This window comes from Gluconobacter sp. (genome assembly GCF_047722525.1).
In the GTDB taxonomy this organism is placed as follows: domain Bacteria; phylum Pseudomonadota; class Alphaproteobacteria; order Acetobacterales; family Acetobacteraceae; genus Gluconobacter.
The window spans coordinates 19941-37775 of the sequence record NZ_JBDNYY010000013.1 but is presented as its reverse complement, the minus strand read 5'-3'; the positions used below and the strand labels follow the sequence as shown (position 1 = coordinate 37775).

The 17835-nt window shown below is 61.6% G+C and carries 9 protein-coding genes and 2 pseudogenes; all 11 read right to left on the bottom strand.

All coding sequences use genetic code 11. The annotated features are described in order from the left end of the window. Positions 1-23: 23 nt before the first annotated feature. Entirely contained in the window at positions 24-1025 is a 1002-nt protein-coding gene (locus ABF859_RS11660; protein ID WP_415527953.1) for a LysR family transcriptional regulator, read from the bottom strand. A 438-nt stretch (positions 1026-1463) separates the two neighbouring features. Then, positions 1464-1624 (bottom strand): annotated as a pseudogene (locus tag ABF859_RS11655) (IS5/IS1182 family transposase); the annotation flags it as partial. Between the two features lie 30 nt (positions 1625-1654). Next, positions 1655-1894 (bottom strand): annotated as a pseudogene (locus ABF859_RS11650) (transposase); the annotation flags it as partial. A 171-nt stretch (positions 1895-2065) separates the two neighbouring features. Next, positions 2066-4495 (bottom strand): ABC transporter permease, encoded by a 2430-nt coding sequence (locus tag ABF859_RS11645; RefSeq protein WP_415527952.1) that lies wholly within the window; start codon positions 4493-4495, stop codon positions 2066-2068. A gap of 15 nt (positions 4496-4510) precedes the next feature. Continuing rightward, positions 4511-5923, bottom strand: coding sequence for a TolC family outer membrane protein (locus ABF859_RS11640; protein ID WP_415527951.1), 1413 nt, complete (start codon positions 5921-5923; stop codon positions 4511-4513). A 38-nt stretch (positions 5924-5961) separates the two neighbouring features. Beyond that, positions 5962-8394, bottom strand: a complete 2433-nt coding sequence (locus ABF859_RS11635; RefSeq protein ID WP_415527950.1) for an ABC transporter permease — start codon at positions 8392-8394, stop codon at positions 5962-5964. A 5-nt stretch (positions 8395-8399) separates the two neighbouring features. Then, positions 8400-10856, bottom strand: a complete 2457-nt coding sequence (locus ABF859_RS11630; protein WP_415527948.1) for an ABC transporter permease — start codon at positions 10854-10856, stop codon at positions 8400-8402. Between the two features lie 5 nt (positions 10857-10861). Next, positions 10862-13291, bottom strand: a complete 2430-nt coding sequence (locus ABF859_RS11625) for an ABC transporter permease (RefSeq protein WP_415527946.1) — start codon at positions 13289-13291, stop codon at positions 10862-10864. Between the two features lie 5 nt (positions 13292-13296). Beyond that, complete coding sequence (locus ABF859_RS11620) at positions 13297-15741, bottom strand: ABC transporter permease (protein ID WP_415527945.1); 2445 nt, start codon at positions 15739-15741, stop codon at positions 13297-13299. A 26-nt stretch (positions 15742-15767) separates the two neighbouring features. After that, positions 15768-16451, bottom strand: coding sequence for an ABC transporter ATP-binding protein (locus ABF859_RS11615; RefSeq protein WP_415527944.1), 684 nt, complete (start codon positions 16449-16451; stop codon positions 15768-15770). A 26-nt stretch (positions 16452-16477) separates the two neighbouring features. Next, positions 16478-17797, bottom strand: coding sequence for an efflux RND transporter periplasmic adaptor subunit (locus ABF859_RS11610; RefSeq protein ID WP_415527943.1), 1320 nt, complete (start codon positions 17795-17797; stop codon positions 16478-16480). Positions 17798-17835 lie beyond the last annotated feature (38 nt).

Below are 17835 nucleotides of genomic sequence, written 5' to 3'. Positions count from 1 at the left end.
TAGGTCATTCGTCCTGAATGGCCTCAGAGAACGATCTCTTCTACGGCCTGTAAGGTGCCATTCAGCGGGGGCGCGGGGAGTGCACGTAGGTTTACCTCCGGGCTTCCAGGGATCTGCGGCCAGAGGAAATCGTCCCGAACCGTTTCGATCATTTTCTTGATCTGAGTGACAAGTCCGGCGTTGACCGGCCGGCTCTGGGATGCCGCGAGTGCGATGGTGCGGTAGAGTGCGGGTTTCGTGATCAGTCGGCAGCGAAAATAGCCGGAGAGAATTTCGCGTTTCAGGGATGCTGCTGGCAGAAGGGTCGCTGCCATGCCGGAAGAGACCACCTGAAGCATGGAAGAATAGGAATCACATTCGCACTGTACAGTCAGATCAAGCGCGTTCCGGTTGGCCCATGCGGTGACGATCTGCCGCAGGCCATGGCGTTTCCCAGGAAGAACCAGCGGGATGCTGGCAAGTTCAGCGGCTTCGATGGTCACATCGGTATCTGGTGTTTCCAGTCCGGCCGTATAGGTTTCGATGAGATAGAGAGGCTGTGAGAGCACGGCTTCCAGATTGGGGTGTGCAATCCCTGGCGCATCATAAAGCAGTGCGACATTCAGCGAACCGGCATTCAGGCTGTTCAGCAGATCGCCGTTGCAGCCATCAAGAAAACGGAGTTCGGCATCCGCATGGGCGTCACGCAGGGCACGGGCGAGCGGGGGCAGAAGAATGGCGCTGACGCTCGCAGGCATTCCGATGGCGGCAGAGTCCAGATGGTCCGGTGAAAGGTGGCGAATCTGGCTCTGTGCTTCTTGGATCTGGCGGATGATCGTGGCACCAAGCTCCTTCAGGCGTTCACCCGCCTGTGTCATGACGACGCCACGACCGTTTCGATAAAGGAGTGGAACCCGCAGTTCGGTCTCAAGTTCACGGATATGCCGGCTGAGCACGGGTTGAGGGCGGCCCAACTGGACCGACGCACGGGAGAACGAACCACATTCCGCTACAGAAATGAAGTATTCCAGATCCCTGACATTCATCGCTCAACCTTTCTCGTACGGCCTTACGCCGGATGACGACTTGGAAATGCTGAACCAACCACAATCGGAAGCGGTGACCCCGAGGCCCCGCTCCTACATTGAGGCAAATATATAATATGAATGTCAAACCATATTCTGTTTGCCGCAACATAAAAAAATATGTTCCAACTATAGCAATAAGAGATGCGTAACTAGTTCTATTATTTGCCATAAAGCATGGGCTGCAGAGGAAGGCGCTAGGTCTTTCTGGACTGGTGTTGTAACTGCTGGCCAAGTGCCAGACCCCGTGCTGAAGGCTGCGATCGTCTATCTGTGGTCTGTAACCCCTCGGCCGTTTTGGGACGATCCGCTGCTTGGTAATCGATCAATGATCTTGTGTCGCGTGGTATTTCTGTCGGAGATGCAGTCGGCAGAAGAAGCATGAACTAAGCTAATGCCTCATAGCCAGAACACCACGGTTGCAGCGAGACGGAGGGCTGAGAAGAAGATGGTGGGCCTCTGTCATAGCGCATGGCCGATACGTCTCCAGTCCCAGAGCCTTCTAAACATGATCGTGATGCGGTCGCGGGATTTCTCCCGGGAACACATGCCCTGATCCCTCTCGCCCGAAAAACGTCTTTACCGAGGGTTAGACCCTTCATCATCGAGACGAAAACACCCATGGCTCCCCAATGTTTCCAGTGGTTGTAAAACGTCTTGTGTGGACCGTACGCCTCCGGTGCGTCGCGCCAGTGCAGGCCGTTCCGGTTGATAAAGATGATCCTGCTCAGCACGCGACGGTCATCTACGCGAGGTTTCCCGTGGCTCTTCGGGAAAAACGGTTCAGGACGAGCCATCTGCTCGTCCGTCAGCCAATACAGGTCACTCATCTTCAGGCTCCTCGCAGAGCCTGAGACAGTTCTCTACATCAAATCAATGGATCCTGAGCCTCGGAAATTCCTTCTCTGCGGAGAGAAGGAATTTCCGGTGGGGAGCAAGATTGCCGATCTGTGAGATCAAGAATAAGGCTGAAACCGGAAATTATCGCTGGTAGCGATTTTTTATCCGCTCTGATGCAGGGCGATTGCGGGGGGGAGTTTTGCGATGCGTCGGGTCTGGGCGATAATCGTCAGTATGGCGATGATGATCGCGGCTGCCGTGACTCCGAGAAATGGCAGAGGCGTCAGGCTGATCCGGTCGTCGAAGGACGATAGCCAGATCCGCATGAGCCCCCAGGCCGCGGGCCACGCAATCAGACTCGCAAAGACGACCGGGCGGAGAAACTGGGTGAGGAGAAGGCGCAGGACATCCCGCGTTCCAGCGCCAAGAACCTTGCGGATTCCGATTTCCTGACGCCGTCGCGAGACGTTGAATGCGGAGAGGCCATAGAGCCCAAGGCATGCAATACCGATCGCCACGGTTGAACCGATGCCGAATAGCGCGCCATGGCTTTCGTCCGAGCGATAGTCATCCGCGAAGATATCGGATGCCGTTTGGGCAGAGAATGCGACATCAGGAGCCACCTCGGCCCATGCTTTCGCCAGGCGATTCATTTCGAGCTGCGCGGTGGCACCATTGTAGCGGATCAGGCCGCCAATATAGGAAAAAGAGCCGGACGCGCCCATAAAAAGCAGAGGCCTCATGGGAGCACTTGCCTTATGAATCCTGATATCGTCGATGACACCGATGACGTTGTAGGTCTGGGGACTTCCTGCCTCCTGAACGTCCTTTCCGATGGCATCCTGCGGCGAAGCAAAACCGAGGCGCTCCGCTGCAAGACGAGACAGAATCACGCTGGTGCCATTCCCGGCAAGAAATGGATTGCTCGGGTAATCCTGCCCATGATGGGTATCGAAGAAGCGTCCTGCGAGAAGATGTGCCCCCATCGCATCGAAATATCCTTCCGCGGCACGGCCCCAGTTTAAGGAGTGCTTTTCGGAATGGCCTACACGAAGCCAGTCTTCGTTATTGACAGCGTTATAGGGATAAATATCCGAGCGGGTTGCGACACGAACGCCGGGAACCTGCGCCAGACGCGCGATGATCTCTTTCTGCCGGCTGACGAGAGAGGAGTCGTCAAGCGATGGAATGATGATCAGGCCGTCCTGTGTCATCCCTCGATCCAGCGTTCTGACGTGCTGTGCCTGAAGATCCATGACGAGACTACAGATCGCGAGTGTCATGGCGAAGCTGAACTGGAGCACGACCAGCAGGGAACGCAGCCCGCTTTCGATGCGACCGCCTGCGGGGGTCTTGCTGGCAGCCAGAACGGCGGCTGGACGAAAGCCGGAGATCACCAGGGCAGGGTAGAAACCCGCAAGTGTTCCCGCTACCAGAACGACCAGCGTGCTGACTGCGAGAATGAAACTCCAGTCCATCGACAGATCCCAGCCGCCCCACAGATTGACCCAGCGCAGCGCAAGCTCCGTAAGCGCTGTGCCCAGCGCGGCGGCGATCATGACCATCAGATAGGCTTCGGTCATGAACTGTGCGATCAGGCGCGGACGCGTTGCTCCAAGTACTTTCCGGACAGCAACTTCGCGGGCGCGCAAGGCTGAACGTGCTGTGGCGAGATTGACGTAGTTGATGATGGCCGTTGCCAGTGCGGCCAGGCCGATCAGTCCAAGAATGTGCACCAGAGTGCGGCTGTTTCCGCCTTCTCCGATGTCTGCTGCGTGGAAATGGAGTTCTTTCAGGGGCAGCAGATCCAGTCCTCCGCTACCGAACATCTCCTGCAGCAGGTCTTTCGTCCAGTGGCCGGGATGCTGGTAGGGATAATGTGCCAGTCCGGCCCGGATGCGGGGGATGGCGCGTGGATCGTCGATGCGGGTCCAGATCGTGCCCCACATCGAACCCCAGTTCGTGAAGGCATATTTGGAGAGCCAGCTTGTCGGGATGATCTCGATGAAATCGAATTTCATTGTCTGGTTTGGGGGTTGCGGTGCCAGAATACCGGTGACAATTGCTTCCGCCTGACCGTTATCAATGCGCAGCCGCTTTCCCAGAGCTTGTTCCGTGCCGAAATACTTGCGCGCCATGTCGGTCGAAATCACGACTTTTCCGGGGCCATCCAGCGCAGTAGATCGGTCTCCGACGAGAAGCGGTAGTTCGAAGACGGAAAAGAAATCCGGGTCCGTCATCGTCACGCGCTCCTGCGCCAGTGTTTTCCCGGCGCGCACCACCAGCGTTTCCTGCATGAGCCGTATGGCGGCGTTGATTTCCGGAAAATCCTGTTTGAGAAACGGGAAAGGCACGAAGCTGATGAAATCGCTGTCGGCCGGTGCGTGGCCGGCCGGGCGGAATGCCTCGTCCACGACGTAGAGACGGGAGGGGTTCGGAAAACTGGTATCGTAGCTGTTTTCGTAACGCACGATCAGCGCCATCGTGAGAAACACGGCGATGCCGAGCGCGAGGCCCGACAGGTTGAGGAGCGTATAGCGTTTCTGACCAGAGAGGGTGCGCCAGGTTGCCCTGAGGGTATCTGCGAACATGAGTGTTTTCCTCTCTTACCAGCCGGCCTTGTCGATGGCGGAGATCGGTGCCTGAAGCGGTTCCCAGCCGCGCGTACGGGCGCGCTGGAGTTTCGCCGCTGCGTCATAATGGGGAAGGTTGGGCAGAAGGTCGCCGCTCTGAAGCCGACCCATCGCGGCCAGCAGCGTTGCTTCGGCAACGATGGTGTCATGACGGCTGCTGGCGAGTTCCACCTGTGCCGAGCGCAGGTTCTGATCGGCATAGAGCACGTCGGTCGTGCTGCGCAGTCCGTAGCCGTATTCGATCTGATATCCCTTGAGGGAGGTTTCGCCGGACCTGACTTCCGCAATCCCGGCCCGGATGGCTTCCAGCCCGTTTTCGACGGCATGCCAGTTGGTCGCGACGTCCTGAAGGGCGGTGCGTCGGGCGAGTTCAATGCTCTCGCGGGCCTGTTCGTCCCGGTTTCGGGCCTGCCGGATCTGGGAGTTGTACAGGTCTCCGTTATAGATCGGCTGGACGAGCTCGACGAGACCGGTCACCTCCTCGCCATACTGGCCTCCGCGGAACGGAGAGGCTGGCCCGATCGTCCCGAAGGTGCCCTGAACCTGAATCTGCGGGCCCCATTGCGAGCGGGCGGTGTCGATGTCGGCGGATGTGGCTTTCTTTGTCTCCTGCATCTGGACGAGCTGCGGATTGAGCGCGAGCGCGGTTTTCAGGGCCTGATCCAGTGTCGCAGGCAGGCCGGGCAGGCTGGCGGGCATGGTCAGTTCGTCCGGGTCCGCGCCGATGACGGCACGAAACTGCGCAACAGATGCTGCGAGCGTGGCCCGCGCCTGCGTGACGGCGACTTCCGCTGATCTTCGGCGCGTTTCCGCCTGTTCGACATCGGTGCGCGTGACCTGTTCGGATGGCTGGCCGCCGAGATTGTAGCGTGAAGTCGTCAACTGGACCTGCCGTGTCAGCATCTCCAGATCCGCCCGCCGCACGTCAAGGATGTTCCGATCCCGCAATACATTCATGTAGGCCGTGACGACGTTGGTAAAGACCTGTGACTCGACGAGCCTGAGCTGGTGCTGTTCCGCGCGTGAGCGGGCATCGGCCGCGCGGACCTGATTGGCGACGTGGCCGAAGGAATAAAGTGTCTGCTGGGCCGACACATAGCCTTGCGCTGAGTTCGACGTATAGGATCCGAGCGCAAAGGCCCCGGTATACGGCCCCTGCTGGTAGGAGGCATCCAGGTTGACCTGCACGGTCGGTCGCCAGCCCGAGCGTGCCTGTGCGGAGTTTTCGGTGACGGCGCGCTGGTTGGCCTGCTCGCCCCGCAGTGTCGGATTATTCTGGTAGGCGAGGGCGAGGGCCTCCTGAAGCGTCTGGGCGTCAGCAATGGCAGGGAAAGAGGCCGTGGACGCAACCAGTAGGGCAAGGACGACGGGTATGCTGTGTCTCATGGTCGTGCGGGGTCCTGAAAGGTCGGAAGGGCGGCTGTTCATGGAGAACCAAGAGCAATGGCGGGCGCGCTTCGGGCGCCCCGGCGGATCTGGAGCAGGGTGGTGACGACGGCCAGCGCCAGCACGACCAGGGCGGTCAGGGCGAAATAGAGCGGAGAGAGGCTGACCCGCCGGTCGAACCCGGACAGCCAGTTGCGCATCACCCACCATGCGATCGGCCAGGCGAGGATGTTGGCAATCAGAACGGGGCGGAGGAACTGCAGCACGAGCAGGCGCGTCACCTGTTGCGCCGTTGCGCCAAGCACTTTGCGTACACCGATTTCAAACAGTCTGCGGCGGACGTTGAACACGGCAATCCCGTATAGTCCGATGCAGGAAATAGAGAGGGTGACGAAGGAGGCGATGATCATCAGCGTTCCGCGCTGCTGTTCCGGCCGTGTATCGTTATCGATGATGTCGCCGACACTCCGCAGGTTCAGCGCGCTTTCCGGGTAGACCTGTTTCCAGACGGTGGCGAGGGCCGCACGGATGGCATTTTCGGGCGCGTGATCGTAACGGACGGAGAGCACGCCGTAACTGATCGGACCTGACACGGCGTAATAAAGCGCGGGCGTGACGCTGGCCCGGCTGTTCCTGAACCGCATGTCGACGATGACACCGATGATCGTTTGGACGTCCTTCCCATGGACTGTGATTGGCGTTCCGATGGCACTTGCGGCAGTCGCAAACCCGAGCGCGCGGACGGCGGATTCATTGAGGACGACGTTATGCATGCCGAACGTCCATGTCTGGCCCGTCAGGAAACCGTCAAATGGCGCGACCGGCATGGGACGGCTGTCGTAATCATGGGAGGTGTCGAACAGGCGACCGGCCAGGAGACGCGCCCCCAGAATAGGAAGCGTGGAAGACTGTGTTCCGATCACGGCCAGAAGAGGGGGCGTGGCAGTTCCCGGGCGCGTCGTATCGAAGGTCATGCCCGCGCTGCCGCCGCCGGGAGCATCGTCCGAAACCGTGACGCCGGTGACGCCCGGGATGCCGCGCACAAGATCGACCAGCCGTTGCTGACGCTGGCGTTCGGACGGAGTGTTCGGCAGGTAGTCCATCAGAAGGCCGGACTGGTGAAACCCGCGGTCCATCGTCTGGAGCAGGTGGGTCTGGCGCCAGATGACCAGTGTGCAGATGGTCAGTGTCACGGCGAAGGAGAATTGCAGGACGGTCAGTCCTTCGCGCAGATGGCTGCCGAGGCGCCCGCTTCCCGGCAGACGGGTCGAGGCCAGGACGGCGGCCGGCCGGAAGCGCGAGAGGATCCAGGACGGATAGGCTCCCGCGCAGGCTCCGCCGATCACGGCTGAAGCCAGCAGAAGGGGGGCTGCGAATGCAAAATCGAGTGTGACGGGCCAGCCACTCAGCGTTGCGATCCAGGGGAGGGTCAGTTCGGTCAGGACGAGCGCGAGAACGGCGGCGATCAGGGCCAGTCCAACGGCTTCGGCCGTGAACGACAGTCCCAGCGTCAGGAGCGTGGCGCCAAGCACCTTGCGCATCGCGACTTCCCGCGCGCGGGTTGCCGCAAGGGCGGTCGACATTGTGACGAAATTGACCAGTCCCGCCCCGAGTGCCAGCAGACCGACGACACCGAGGATGACGGGAAGTCGCCTGTCCGCACCGCCCCAGCCGATGGTCGCATCGAAGAAATGCAGACTGGTGAGTGGGCGGGCCCGTATGCTGAAACTCTTCGCATCTTCGGAGGACAGCCCTGCCGCATGGCGCTGCACGATGCCGTTCAGAAGATCTGGCAGACGGGAGGCAATGTCTGGCGGGACGCGCACCCAGATTTCGGATGTGCTCATTTCCCACAGATCATAGGCATGCAGCGCCGCGGCTGATGACGGCACGAGGAGGTCGAACTGCGGCGTTGTATTGGCCGGCAGATCCTTCAGGACGCCCGTGACGTGCAGTCGTTCGGTATGGCCCTTCTGCGTGAGATCCACTGTCTGTCCCAGAACATCGTGATCCCGTCCGAAGAAGCGTCTGGCCTGTGTACGTGTCAGCACCACGCCGTCGGGCCCCAGTGCCGTGCGCGGATCCCCTTCCACAAGGGGAAGGGCGAAGACATCGAACAGATGGGCGTCGGTGCGGGCGATGAAAACGTCCCATGCGTTTCCGCGTGCACTTACCGTCGCCCCGGAGAAGCCCCGCATGACAGCGGTTGCCTTCCAGTCCGGATGCTCGGCGTGCAGGGCGTCAATCAGGCGGATGCTCGAGACCGAGGCCTCATGGGTGGAGAACGCATCCAGCCGGTAGATGTCCGCGGCATTCGGGATCCAGCGGTCGAAACTGAACTCGTAACGCACGATCAGTGCAAGCGTCAGGAACGTCGCCATGCCGAGCGCCATGCCCAGCACGTTCAGCGTTGTGAACAGGCGGCGCTGGAGAATGCCGCGCCAGAAAACGAGGGCGATATGGGAAAGCATGGCGTTTACTCCGCTCTGAGCGCGCGGGCCGGTTCGGCACGGGCGAGGCGCAGGGTCTGTCCGAGGACGGTGAGGGCGGCGATGACGACCGTCACGAGGACGACGGTTGCGAAATCGAGCCAGGAGAGCGCGATGCGCTGATGGAAACCGGACAGCCAGGAGCGCGTCACGAACAGGGCCGGAAGGGCTGCCATCGCGCAGGCCAGCAGGACAGGGCGCAGGAAATCACCGAGCATGAGGGTCAGCACGTTGTGCGTCGTGGCCCCGAGTGCCTTGCGGATTCCAACTTCATGTGTCCGGCGCAGGGCCGTGAAGGACGCCAGACCATAAAGACCCAGACAGGCGATGAAGATCGCGATGCCCGAGGCGATGGAGAACATCCATCCCCGGCGCTGCTCCGTGATATAAAACGTGGACATGCGGTCCTGCACCGTGCGGAAACTGGTTGGATCATCGGGGAAAACCGGGTTCCAGGCCGATTTGAGGCGCGTTTTCATGATGTTTTCGGGCACGCCCGAGAAGCGGACCGACGCGTGGGGATAATCGAGGGCGGCCGTCGAATTGAACGTGATCTGCGGTGAGACGTCATCGCGGGCGGAGACGAAGCGCATGTCCTCCATGACGCCGATGACCCGCAGCGTGACGGGACCGCTTTTGAGGGGCGTGCCTATAGCGCTTTCCGGTGAGGCAAAGCCCAGCCGGGATACGGCTGTGCGGTTGAGGACGACGTTCCATGTCTTTCCGGGCGTCTTGTGGAACGCATTGTCGCCGGGACTGTTGTCCTCGCCATGGCTGCTGTCGAACCAGCGGCCCGCGAGCAGGCGGGGTCGATAGGTCGTGGCGTAGTCTCCGACGACCGTATCGCCGAGGACATGAATGTCTTCGTGATGCGGTCCCACAGGCGTCACGTTGAAGCGGTGGCGGTTGTCGATATGCGGGGTCAGTTCGGACAGCGATGCGGAGACGACGCCTGGCGTATGGTTCAGGACTTCGAGGATCGCCCGCTGCTTTCCGATATCGCTCGTCATGATGTCGGAACTGATGAGAATGCCGTCACGGGCAAAGCCCAGGTCCTGTGACTGCATGAAATGGGCCTGCCGGTTCACCACGAGGGTACAGATTGCGAAAGTGACCGCAAAGGCGAACTGCACGACGACGAGGCCGTTCCGCAGGCGTGCCGCCCCACGTCCGCCAGACGGCATGCGCGTTGCCGCAAGGACATGTGCGGGCTGGTAAGAAGACAGGATAAGTGCGGGGTAGATCCCGCAGGCCAGACCGGTCAGAAGCACGATCCCGAGAAGAAAGGGAAGCGTGAAGCCGTAATCCATATGCAGCGTCGTGCCGGTCAGGGCGGCCGTGAAGGGGAGGGCGATCTCGCACAGCGCAAGCGCGAGTGCGCCGCCAATGGCGGTACTGCCGATCGCTTCGCCAACGAACTGGACGAACAGCGCCTTTCGCGTGGCGCCGAGCGTCTTGCGGATGGCGACTTCCCGCGCCCGCAGGCCAGAGCGGGCCGTGGCGAGATTGACGGCGTTGAGAACGGCAAGAAGAAGCGCGAGAGCGCCGATCAGTGCGAGAATATTCACCACCGAGCGATCGGTCGCGTCATCACCGGCGATGACATGCAGGTCATTGAAATGCGTCTCGCGCAGGCTGACGAGGGACAGGGCGAAACGGCGTTCGGGGTGGACGCCTTCGCTGCTGTCGTCATCTGCCGAGCCAGAGGCGTGGTCGATCACGAAGCGGGTCAGGTTTCGTGCGATGGCGGTCCGGTCGGCTTCGCTCCGCACACGCAGGAAGATATTGCCCGAGCTTGAACCCCAGCGTGTGAACTGTGGTTTCTGCATTTCATCGGATGGAAAGGGCGTGATGGCGTCCGGGGCGATCGTGACCGGACCCGCGGCGCGTGCCAGCACGCCCGTAACCGTCTGACGGGTGTGATGTCCTTCATGATCAGACGTGATCGTGCGTCCGAGTACGTCCGTCGTGCCAAACAGGGCCTGGGCAGTATTGGCGGACAGGACGATGGCGTCGGGCCTGCTCAGGGCTGTCTGTGCGTTCCCGCGCTCCAGTTTCAGGGCAATGACCTTGAAAAAGGATGGGTCCACCATCGCCGCGTCCGCAGGGATGCTTTTGTCGCCGTTATGGAGCTGGTAATCATCCGCCTCATAGCGTGTGGCATCGACGATCTGCGGGAAATCGGTGCGCAGGAACGGAAAGGCGATGAACGGGACATCGGCATATTCCTGCGGCCCGCTGCCCGGGAACATGAGATGGGAGTCCAGCCTCAGGACATGGGCCGCGTCGGGAATGGTCGCGTTGAAGCTGTATTCGTAACGGACCTGAAGGGTCAGCACGAGGCAGACCGCCATGCCGAGCCCCAGCCCGATGACGTTGAGCGCCAGATACAGCGGCTGACGCCGGGCCTGACGGAGGATGCTACGCAGGATGGCGAGAGGCATGACGGTCACTCCGCGCGAAGGGCACGGGCAGGCTCGGCCCGGGCGACGCGCAAGGTCTGGAACAGGACGGTCAGGGCGGCGACAAGAAGCGCCGCTGTGAAGACCGAGACGAAATAAAGAGGGGAGAGGGCGATGCGCGCGTCGAAGCCCGACAGCCAGTTCTGCATCGCCATCCATGCCAGAGCACAGCCGATCAGCCCTGCACCCACGACCGGCCTGAGGAACTGCCCCATCAGCAGAGCCAGAATCCGGCTGGTCGTTGCGCCCAGCGTCTTGCGGATTCCGACTTCGAGCATCCGGCGGGCGACGGTGAAGGAGGCGAGGGCGTACATGCCCATCACCGCGATGAAGATGGCAACGCCCGCGCCGATGGCCAGAAGTTCGCCGCGCCGTTCGTCGTCACGATAGTCACTGGACAGCAGATCGGTGGCCAGCAGGGCCCGGAATGCGAGACCGGGTGCTCTTTGCCGCCAGATTGCCTGAAGAGCAGTTTTGACACTCTGTTTCGAACGGTTTTCAAAGCGGATGCCCGCGCTTGCGAAGTGCTTGGGTTTTGAGGTGTAGAAGTAAACCGAGGGGACGTTTTCCCAGCGGGCCGAGCCGAGGCGTACGTCGTTCACCACGCCAATCACCTGCCATAAGGTCTGACCGGCATCCTTGCGGATCGTCTGGCCGAGCGCGGCTTCCGGCGTTGTGTAGCCCAGTGCGCGTGCGGAACTGACATCAATGATGACTGAGTGCGTGCCGTCCCCTTTCTGCTGGTCGTCTTCGCCATGCGCGTCGTCGAACAGTCGTCCGGCAATCAGGTGAAGTCTGAACAGCTGGAAATAGTCGGAGCCGACATCCTGCCATTCGAGATGGGGGCGACGGTCAGGAGCGTTGACGGGGAAGAAGTAGTCCGCGGCGGAGAACCCGAAACCACCCGGCATGGTATAAAGACTGGACACCGTCGTCACACCCGGAATGCCGCGGAAAGCGTCCATGAGTGCCAGTTGTGTGGCCGGTGGGCCGACATTGTCGATGAATGGAATGAATGCCAGCCCGCTGCTTTCGAAGCCACGGTCCATGTCCCGCACGAAGACGGACTGGCGCAGGATCACCACGCTGGAGGCACTCAGCCCGATCGCAAAGCCGAACTGCACGACCACCAGCCCGAGACGGACGACGGCGCCAAGGCGGCCCATCGTTGCCATACGCGAGGCCGCGAGGACTTTTGCGGGCTGGTAGGATGAAAGCCAGAGCGCCGGATAGGCGCCCGCCATCAGGCCCACGACGACCGTCAGCGCCAGAAGTGCCGGCAGCAGAAGGGTGTAAGGAATCACGACCTCCCACCCTCCCAGCGCGTTGACCGTCGGGATGGCGATTTCAAGCAGGGCCAGGGCCGGGATGGATGCGCACAGGACGAGCAGCATCGCCTCGCCCATGAACTGGACGATCAGATCGCTTCGTGTGGCGCCCAGCGTCTTGCGCATCGCCACTTCGCGTGCGCGGAGCAGACCACGGGCGGTGGAGAGGTTGATCGTGTTGGTGAGGGCGGAAAGGAGCGCCAGAACGCCAATGAGGCCAAGCATGACGACGCCGCTTCGACTGGCGTCCGATGCGCCGAGCCTCCCGTCTAGGAAATGTACGGATGGCAGTCCGCGGACCCGCCAGTCCCGTAATTCTCCCTTCTCCCGGATCTGTGTGGGCACATGGTCGTTGGAAAACTGCACCATTGCATTCTGCATGTGTCTGGCGTCGGAGGGGCTGCGGAGACGAAAGAAGAGATATCCGCCCTCGATCCCCCATTCCATGAAAGCCGGGGAGGCCAGCATTGCACTGTCGATCGGGATCAGCATGTCGGGTCTGAGCGTCGTATTGCCCGGGACCGGGCCGAGAACACCGGTTACGGTGAGGTCTGCCTTGCGGCCGTCGTGATCGACACTCAGCCTGCGGCCGATCACGTCGACGGTGTGGAAATAGGCCTGTGCGCGTTCCGCTGAAAGAACGATGCTGTTTGGCGCCGAGAGCGCGGTGGCGGCATCACCGCGAATGAGGGGGTAGGGCAGGGTCGCGAAGAAATCGGGATCGACATAGAGTGCGTTGGACGAACGGATATCGTCCGGCGTGATGATGGAAATACCCTCCGGACGGATGCGCGTGGCATGTGTGATTTCCGGGAAGGCCGTCCGGAGCGCGTCGTAAACCCGGAACGGGGCATCCGCGATTTCCGCCGGTTTCCCGTCCGACGCATTGACGGCGTCCAGTCGATAGATGTCGCCTGCGTCTGTGAGCCACCGGTCGAACGTGAATTCGTAACGGATGATCAGCCCGAAAGTGAGGCAGGTCGCCAGCCCCAGGGCCAGCCCTGCGATGTTGATGGTCGTGTAGAGCCTATGATGGCGCATCTGGCGAAAGAAGGCCGTGAAAACAGGAGAAATTTTCCGGAAGAGCATGATCGTCACTCCGCTCTGAGCGCACGGGCCGGTTCGGCACGGGCGAGGCCGAAGGTGCGGCCGAAGATTGTCAGCGCGCACAGCAAAGCGGCGAGCAGCGTGGTGAGCACGAAATACAGGGGCGTGAGCGCAATGCGGTTGTCGAAGCCCGTGAGCCAGGTGCGCATGAACACCCAGGCCAGCGGCCAGGCGATCAGGCTGGCGTACAGGACAGGGCGCAGGAATTGCCCCAGCAGCAGGCGCATGATCTGTGCGGTTGTCGCGCCCAGTGTCTTGCGGATGCCGACTTCGTGCATCCGGCGTTCGGCGTTGAAAGCCGCCAGTCCGTACAGACCGAGGCAGGCGATGGCGATGGCGACCGCCGCGCCGATGCTGAACAGATGGCCGCGTGCGATATCGCCCCGGGTTGATTCCGCGATGATGTCGGTCATGGGCTGGGGCTCGAACGGAACTCCGGGTGCCAGTGTCGGCCATGCCCTGCGCACTGCGCTCAGAACACGGGGCATCGCACCCGGTGCGGTCCGGAATGCAATGATCCCCTGCTCGATCGGAGCTGTTTGAAGTTCGTAGATCGGGGGAGGCAGGGTGTCCTGCCCCGAATTGAGAATGACGTCCTCGACGACACCGACAATCGTGCGTTTCTCGGCGATATGGCTGTCACCAAACATGAAGGTCTGTCCCAGAGCGGCCTGCGGCGCGGAAAAACCGAGCTTGCGCGCTGCTTCGCGACTGAGGACGAAGTTCTGCGCCAGCACGTCCGGATCACCGTTTTTCGTGTGTGTGACATCTGTCGCGCGTTCGGGTGTTGTCAGCCGTCCTGCGAGCAGGTGCAGCCGGAAGGTCCGGAAGAACGCGGCGTCATGGGCTACGGTCTGCGCCATGAAGGCTTTCTGGTCGGCTGCGCGGTGGACGCTCCCGACCTCGTAGCGCCCGAGTGTCCCTCCCGCCGAGACGGACAGGTCGGTGACTTCGGGCATGGCCCGCAGGAGGTTCACGACGGCGGTCTGCTGCCTGTCCAGCGCGTTGAGGTTTTCCGTGGCGATAATGGCGAGGCCGGGGATCGTCATGCCCCGGTCCAGATGACGCAGATGCAGCGCCTGCGCGTTGACGACGAGGGTGCAGATCCCGAGTGTCACGGCGAATGCAAACTGGAGTCCGACGAGAAAGAGGCGGATCCGTGCACCGAACCGTCCCTGTGCCGGAAGGCGGGCGGAGGCAAGGACCGGTGCGGGTGAGAAGGAGGACAGCATGAAGGCAGGATAAAAGCCGGCGCCCAGCGTGAGGACGACGATGACGCCGCAGAGGAGGGGGAGTGTCCAGCCGTAATCCAGCGTCACGGACCAACCCGACAGGCTGGCGACCGTCGGCACGGCGATTTCCGTCAGCACCAGTCCCAGCATGGCCGCCAGCGTCGTCAGCACCAGGGTTTCTCCAAGAGAGCGGATCATCAGCCGGGTGTGGGAGGCGCCGAGAACCTTGCGGATGGCCACTTCCCGTGCGCGCCCCAGAGACTGCGCGGTGGCGAGATTGACGTAATTCATCGCCCCCGCGAGCAGGGACAGGGTGCCGATTGTGGCGAGTGCGAACAGCACGCTGCGCGACGCCCCGTCATTCGCCACGCCATCGGAGCCGAAATGAACGAGCGGGAGAGGAACAATCTTGAGGGTCATTTTTTCACCCCCCGGATCTTTCTGCTCGATGGCACGAGACATCGGGGAGGCCATCAGGACGTCATGGGCGCTTTGAAGAAAGGACTGGCGCAATGCGGCTGTGGGCAGCAGCGCGTAGGTTTGCGCGCACATCGTGTTCCAACCGTCACACGGGCGGTCCGCACCAGTCTTCGGGATCGCGGCAATCAGATCGGTCGTGATCGTGGTGTTGGACGGGTGGTCGCGGAGCAGTCCTGCGACACGGTAGACGGAAGTCTTCCCGTGACGCGTGACCTCCAGGGTCTGGCCGAGCGCGGGTTTTTCTCCGAAGAGCCGCCGCGCCATGGTCGCCGACAGAATGATGTTTTCGGGCGACGAGAGAACGGCTGGCGAACCGGCTGTGAATTTCAGGTCGAAAAGGTCGAAGAAATTCGGATCGACGAAGCTGATCGTCTGGTCGTAATGCACTGTTTTGCTGATTTCCGAAGGCACCACGAGATCTGCGGATATCTGTTCAAGGCGCGTGCCTTGCAGACCGGGCATACGGGTCTCGACTGCCGGAAGCACAGGGTCATGGATCTCGGCCATATGAAATGTGCCGCTGCCGATCACGAAATCAGCCTGAAGTTCGTAGATCGATGCGGACTGCCGGTAAAAGCCGTCCCAGCCCAGTTCGTAACGCGCCACCAGTGCAAGGGTGAGAAAGGTGGCGATCCCAAGGCCCAGACCGATCACGTTCAGGGCGGTATAGAGCCTGTAGCGCACGGCCAGCCGCCAGAAATCCGACATCATCGTCCTCATGGCCCCGTTCCCCCTTTTCTACCGCTTCAGATGGCGTTGCGGGCGGAGACGACGACCTGTCCGTCCAGCATGTCGATGCGGCGGCGGGCGAGGTCGGCGTGGCTTGGGGAATGCGTGACCATGATGATGGTGGCGCCCTCGTCGTTGAGGCGCTGGAGGATGTCCATCACTTGTGCGCCGTTCTCGGTGTCGAGATTGCCGGTCGGTTCGTCGGCGAGGATCAGGCTGGGTTCGCCTACGATGGCGCGGGCGATGGCTGCACGCTGCTGCTGGCCGCCGGAAAGCTGGGACGGGTAATGTCGCGCACGATGGGCGATGCCGACATGATCCATGGCATGGGACACACGGCTCTGCCGCTCGGCTTTGGGCATGTTGCGATAGATCAGGGCGAGTTCGATATTCTCCTCGATCGTCAGTTCGTCGATCAGGTTGAAGCTCTGGAACACGTAGCCCAGATGTTCGCGGCGGAATTTCGCAAGCTCGGCCTCGTTCATCGTTGTCAGTTCATGCTCACCGAAGCGGTATGAGCCGCCGGTCGGCCGGTCGATCGTGCCGAGGATGTTGAGCAGCGTGGATTTGCCGCAGCCCGACGGGCCCATGATCGCGACGAACTCGCCTTTCTCGATCTGGAGGTCGATATCGTGCAGGGCAGTCGTTTCCACCTCGTCGGAGCGGTAGAGACGCTGGATGTGGGAGAGGTCGATCAGCATGGTATTTGGTCCTGCAATGCGTCGTGTCAGTGGATCGCGAGGTGACTGAAATTCTTGTAGGAATTGTAGGAAGAGACGATCACCCGATCGCCGTCATGCAGGCCGCCGGTGATCTCGACCTGTTCGGGATTGCGACGGCCCGACGTGATTGACACGCGGTCAGCGCCATGATCGCCCGAGGCCATGACGAAGGCTGAGGAGCCGCCACTGGCCTCCAGCCATGCGCCGTTGGGCAGGACGAGCGCGCGATGGGTTTCACCGAGCGTGATGCGCAGATCGACGCTCTCTCCGCGTCGAAGTCCTGCCGGGGGGGGAGTGTCGAAAGTGAGTTCCGCGCGGAACTGGCCGTTAGTGACCTGAGGGTGCACGCGTGACACGGTCATCGGCAGTTTCGTGTCGCCAAGATCGGCCTCGGCCCGCTCTCCGACGGCCACGCGACCGAGATAGAACTCGTCGATATCCGCATCGAGGCGATACTGCCCCTCGCTGTCGATCTGACCGATCTTGTCGCCGGCTTTCAGCGACTGTCCCGGCTGAAGGTCGAAATTGGTCAGACGCCCGTCCAGGGGGGCCCGCAGGAGCAGCGCGCCCAGACTGGCTTCCACGACATCGAGATTGGAGCGCAGCCGCTGTGCTTCTTCGTCGATCTCGTTTCCCTGCCGGTCCGCGACTTTCAGATCCTGCGTCAGAGCGGTTTCGAGGCGCCTGAGACGCTGTGCGTAATAGTCGGCCTCATCGCGATAGGACTGGACGTTTGCGTCGGATTCAAATCCCTGCCCGTGAAGCTGCTGGCGGATCGAGAGCTCGCGCTGGGCCTTGAGGAGGTTGTAGCGGGCCTCGGCGAGCTGCGTTTCCTCGGTCGTGCGGGTCTGTTGCAGGGTCAGGCGCTGGGCACTGACGGCACCGAGCTGGCTTGCGATCTGCGCTTCGCGGGATGTGACGTCGAGCTGGAGTTGAGGATTGGTCAGATGTGCCAGAACATCGCCCTTTTTCACGAGCGCGCCGTCCTTCGCCACGACTTCGGCAACCTCACCGCCCTGAATGGCGTCAATCAGGGTGACATTGAGGGGAGCGACCGTGGCGCGGACCGGAAGGTAGTCGAGGAAAGGGGCGGACCGGACGGTCGCCAGCGTCAACTGGTCCTGCGGAACCGAAAGCGTGCCGGAAGCGGGAACAAGGCGCCACCCGGCCCAGAGCAGACCTGCGACCGCGACAGGGGCGCCATAACGCAGGCCGCGTCGGATCAGGATCTTTCGGCGCGATGGTGCGACGGTCCGGTCCATGCCCGCCCCGGATGCAGGTCGGGTTATGGATTTTGGATGGGTTTCGGGGACGGGGCGGTCCATGCACTGTTTCTCCTCTTGTCAAACAGTGTATCATGGAG